Source organism: uncultured Flavonifractor sp. (assembly GCF_944383115.1).
Classification (GTDB): Bacteria; Bacillota; Clostridia; order Oscillospirales; family Oscillospiraceae; genus Flavonifractor.
In genome coordinates, this window is the sequence record NZ_CALWOJ010000130.1 from 1 (window position 1) to 4,356 (window position 4,356).

The following is a 4,356-nucleotide window of genomic DNA, read 5'->3' on the forward strand; positions in this document are numbered from 1 at the left end:
ACATCTTCGTCAACGACATGCCCACCATGCGGGCCTTCGGCAAGCGGATGCTGGAAAACAACATCAAGCCCGAGTATGAGTGCTTCGAGATCGGCCACCTGGACACCATCGTGAACATGGCCAACAAGGGTCTGGTCCCCGGCGCTCCCATGCAGTTCAACTTCGTGCTGGGCGTGTCCGGCTGCACCCCCGCTACCGTGGGCAACCTGGACTACCTGGTGAAGCAGATCCCCGCCGGTTCCACCTGGACCGTCACCGGCATCGGCCGGGGCGCCTGGCCCATGGTTGCCGCCGGCATCGTGATGGGCGGCAACGTCCGCGTAGGCTTTGAGGACAACATCTACCTGGAGAAGGGCCACAAGGCCGCCTCCAACGGCGAGCTGGTCGCCAAGGTGGTCCGCCTGGCCAAGGAGCTGGGCCGCGAGATCGCCACTCCCGATGAGGCCCGGAAGATCCTGTCCCTGGCCTGATCTCATTCCTTTGTTTTACTTATCTCCCCAACCATATATCTCCCCAACCATATATCTCCCCAACCAAACATTAAACGAAACAGGAGGAACTTTCTATGCAGAAGAAAGGCAACAAGTACGGCACTCACCGCGTCATCGAGCCCAAGGGCCTGCTGACCCAGGCTGCCAAGAAGATCGACAACACCATGGAGTGCTACTCCAATGAGATCCTGTGCGACGTGTCCGCTCTGAACATCGACTCCGCTTCCTTCACCCAGATCTATGAGGCCTGCGAGAAGGACCTGGCCAAGACCGAGCAGATGATCCTGGATATCGTCAATGAGCGCGGCAAGATGCAGAACCCCGTCACCGGTTCCGGCGGTATGTTCATCGGCACCGTCCGTGAGATCGGCGAGGATCTGCAGGGCAAGATCGACCTGAAGGTGGGCGACAAGATCGCTTCTCTGGTCTCCCTGTCCCTGACCCCCCTGAAGATCAACAAGATCAAGGCCATCCACCCCGAGATCGACCGCGTGGACGTGGATGCCCAGGCTATCCTGTTTGAGTCCGGCCTGTATGCCAAGCTGCCCGACGACATGAGCGAGGAGCTGGCCCTGGCCGCTCTGGACGTGGCCGGCGCTCCCGCCCAGACCGCTAAGCTGGTCAAGCCCGGCGACTCCGTGCTGATCCTGGGCGGCGCCGGCAAGGGCGGCATGATGTGCTGCTACGAGGCCATGAAGCGCGTCGGCCCCACCGGCAACGTGGTTGCCCTGGTCATCTGCCAGGAGGACGCCGACCTGCTGAAGAGCATGAACCTGTGCCACCACGCCATCGTTGGCTCTGCCACCAACCCCACCGAGGTGCTGGAGAAGTCCCTGGCCGTCAACAACGGCAAGGAGTACGACGTCTCCATTCTGATCGTCAACGTGCCCGCCTGCGAGATGGCCGCCATCCTGCCCGTCCATGACAACGGCGTGGTGTACTTCTTCTCCATGGCCACCGATTTCGCCAAGGCCGCCCTGGGCGCCGAGGGCTGCGGCAAGGACGTCACCATGATCGTGGGCAACGGCTACACCAAGGACCACGCCGAGATCACTCTGTCCGAGCTGCGTGAGAATCCCCAGCTGAAGGCTTACTTCGAGAAGAAGTATCTGTAAGATATTCTGAGCTGTCTGTGCAGCTCGGACGCCAGCGCCAGCTGGCCGCGCCTTTTGGCGCGCAGAACGCGCAGCGTTCCCGCAGGGGCAATTCAGTTGCCCCGAGGATGTCAAATCACGGGGCCCCCGCGCAATGGAACATTGCGTGGGGCACTGCGTGAGAATCCCCAGCTGAAGGCTTACTTCGAGAAGAAGTATCTGTAAACTTTCTTTTCCCAGTTTCCAATCCCCTTCTCTTTTGTGCCTTACCTGCCTCCCTTCGGCAGATGAGCTTACTGATGTGATCGTTCTGCAGCGGAAGCATCCGGTTCCCGGTCTCATGGGAGAAACTCTCCTCCCCAACCCTTTCTCCCGGTTCCGGTCTCCGGTCTCTGACGCCCGCGGATGGCGCATCCCCACATTGATTTAGAAAGGATGACCTTGTTATGGTAGAGTCCCGCCGCAAGATCCTGTTCCCCAACGTGACCGACGAAGAGTGGAACGACTGGCATTGGCAAGTCAAGAATCGCGTTGAGACCCTGGAGGACCTGAAGAAGTACGTGGACCTGACCCCCGAAGAGGAAGAGGGCGTCAAGGCCTGCCTGGGCACCCTGCGCATGGCCATTACTCCTTACTATCTGTCCCTGATCCAGCCCGGCGATCCTCACGATCCCGTCCGTCTGCAGGCCGTCCCCACCGCCAAGGAGCTGCATCAGTCCACCGCCGACCTGCTGGACCCCCTGCACGAGGATGAGGACTCCCCCGCTCCCGGTCTGACTCACCGTTATCCTGACCGCTGCCTGCTGCTGATCACCGACCAGTGCTCCATGTACTGCCGTCACTGCACCCGCCGCCGCTTCGCCGGCCAGAACGACGCCGGCCTGCCTGTGGATCAGGTGGATCAGGCCATCGAGTACATCCGCAACACCCCCGTCATCCGGGACGTGCTGCTCTCCGGCGGCGACGCGCTGCTCTGCTCCGACGAGCGCCTGGAGTACATCATCGCCAAGCTGCGTGAGATCCCCCACGTGGAGATCGTCCGCATCGGCTCCCGTACCCCCGTGGTGCTGCCTCAGCGCATCACTCCCGAGCTGTGCAACATGCTGAAGAAGTATCACCCCATCTGGCTGAACACCCACTTCAACCACCCCAACGAGATCACCCCCGAGTCCGCCAAGGCCTGCGCCATGCTGGCCGACGCCGGTATCCCGCTGGGCAACCAGAGCGTGCTGCTGGCCGGCATCAATGACTGCGTCTACACCATGAAGAAGCTGGTCAACGAGCTGGTTCGCATCCGCGTGCGTCCCTACTACATCTATCAGTGCGACCTGTCCATGGGCCTGGAGCACTTCCGTACTCCCGTCAGCAAGGGCATCGAGATCATCGAGGGCCTGCGCGGCCACACCTCCGGCTTCTGCGTACCCACCTTCGTGGTGGACGCCCCCGGCGGCGGCGGCAAGACTCCCGTTATGCCTCAGTACGTTATCTCCCAGACTCCCTCCAAGGTTATCCTCCGCAACTACGAGGGCGTCATCACCACCTACACCGAGCCCGAACACTACACCGATTGTCAGTGCGACTACTGCACCGGCAAGAAGAAGAAGGAACTCATGGGTGTTGCTGGTCTGGAGCGCGGTCAGGCTCTCTCCATGGAGCCCGCCAACCTGGAGCGTCATAAGCGTTCCCATCACGAGGAGTAATTGAAATTGCATTGAACAGCGGACCGCCGTTTTGCTACGGCGGTCCGCTGCCCCCCGCTTTTGAACTGACAAAGAATGGAAGTGATCAATGTTGGAATCCAAGCTGAACCTTGACTTTAAGCTGGTGGAGCAGGCCCGGGCCCATGCTTCCCGCGTGGCCGACGACACCCAGCGTTTCATTGACGGCTGCACTACCGTGGCCGTGGAGCGTACCATCTGCCGTCTGCTGGGCATTGATGGTGTGGACGCCTCCGACGTCCCCCTGCCCAACGTAGTGGTGGAACACCTGATGGACAAGGGCGCTCTGCCTCAGGGCGCCGCTTTCTGGATCGGCAACGCTATGGTGGAGACCGGTAAGGATCCCCAGGCCATTGCCGAGGATGTGGCAAACGACAAGCTGGATCTGACCGCTCTGCCCACCCACAGCGAGGCCGAGATCCATGCCGCTCTGGATCCCATCGTGGAGGCCAGCCTGGCTAAGATCCGTGCCCGCCGCAAGCGCCGCGAGGACTTCATTGCCTCTCACGGCGGCGAGAAGCAGGGCCCCTGGATCTACCTGATCGTGGCTACCGGCAACATCTATGAGGACGTGGTACAGGCCACCGCCGCCGCCCGCCAGGGCGCCGACGTCATCGCCGTCATCCGTACCACCGGCCAGTCCCTGCTGGACTATGTGCCTTACGGCGCCACCACCGAGGGCTTTGGCGGCACCTACGCCACCCAGGAGAACTTCCGCCTGATGCGTGAGGCCATGGACAAGGTGGGCGAGGAGCTGGGCCGCTACATCCGCGTGTGTAACTACTGCTCCGGCCTGTGTATGCCTGAGATCGCCGCCATGGGCGCTTTCGAGGGCCTGGACGTGATGCTCAACGACGCTCTGTACGGCATTCTGTTCCGCGACATCAACATGCAGCGCACCCTGGTGGACCAGTCCTTCTCCCGGGCCATCAACGCCTATGCCGGCGTGGTGATCAACACCGGCGAGGACAACTATCTGACCACCGCCGACGCTGTGGAAGAGGCTCACACCGTGCTGGCCTCCCAGTTCCTCAACGAAGCCTTCGCCCTGCG

The 4,356-nt window shown here is 61.6% G+C and carries 4 protein-coding genes; all 4 read left to right on the top strand.

Annotated features, from left to right (window positions below; translation table 11 throughout):
- Positions 1 to 470: 3-keto-5-aminohexanoate cleavage protein (locus Q0K43_RS10460; protein ID WP_297290472.1), on the top strand; the 470-nt coding region annotated here is incomplete at its 5' end.
- Between the two features lie 95 nt (positions 471 to 565).
- The gene (locus Q0K43_RS10465) at positions 566 to 1,606 is read left to right on the top strand and encodes an L-erythro-3,5-diaminohexanoate dehydrogenase (RefSeq protein ID WP_087188348.1); all 1,041 of its coding nucleotides are present in this window, start codon (positions 566 to 568) and stop codon (positions 1,604 to 1,606) included.
- A 425-nt stretch (positions 1,607 to 2,031) separates the two neighbouring features.
- Positions 2,032 to 3,285, top strand: a complete 1,254-nt coding sequence (gene ablA, locus Q0K43_RS10470; RefSeq protein WP_297290473.1) for a lysine 2,3-aminomutase — start codon at positions 2,032 to 2,034, stop codon at positions 3,283 to 3,285.
- An 88-nt stretch (positions 3,286 to 3,373) separates the two neighbouring features.
- Positions 3,374 to 4,356, top strand: a 983-nt coding sequence (locus tag Q0K43_RS10475) for a lysine 5,6-aminomutase subunit alpha TIM-barrel domain-containing protein (RefSeq protein ID WP_297290474.1), incomplete at its 3' end; no start/stop codon positions are given.

Excerpts from the sequence above, each read along its gene's own strand:
- Q0K43_RS10465 (WP_087188348.1), top strand. The coding sequence starts at position 566 with ATGCAGAAGAAAGGCAACAAGTACGGCACTCACCGCGTCATCGAGCCC.
- ablA (WP_297290473.1), top strand. The coding sequence starts at position 2,032 with ATGGTAGAGTCCCGCCGCAAGATCCTGTTCCCCAACGTGACCGACGAA.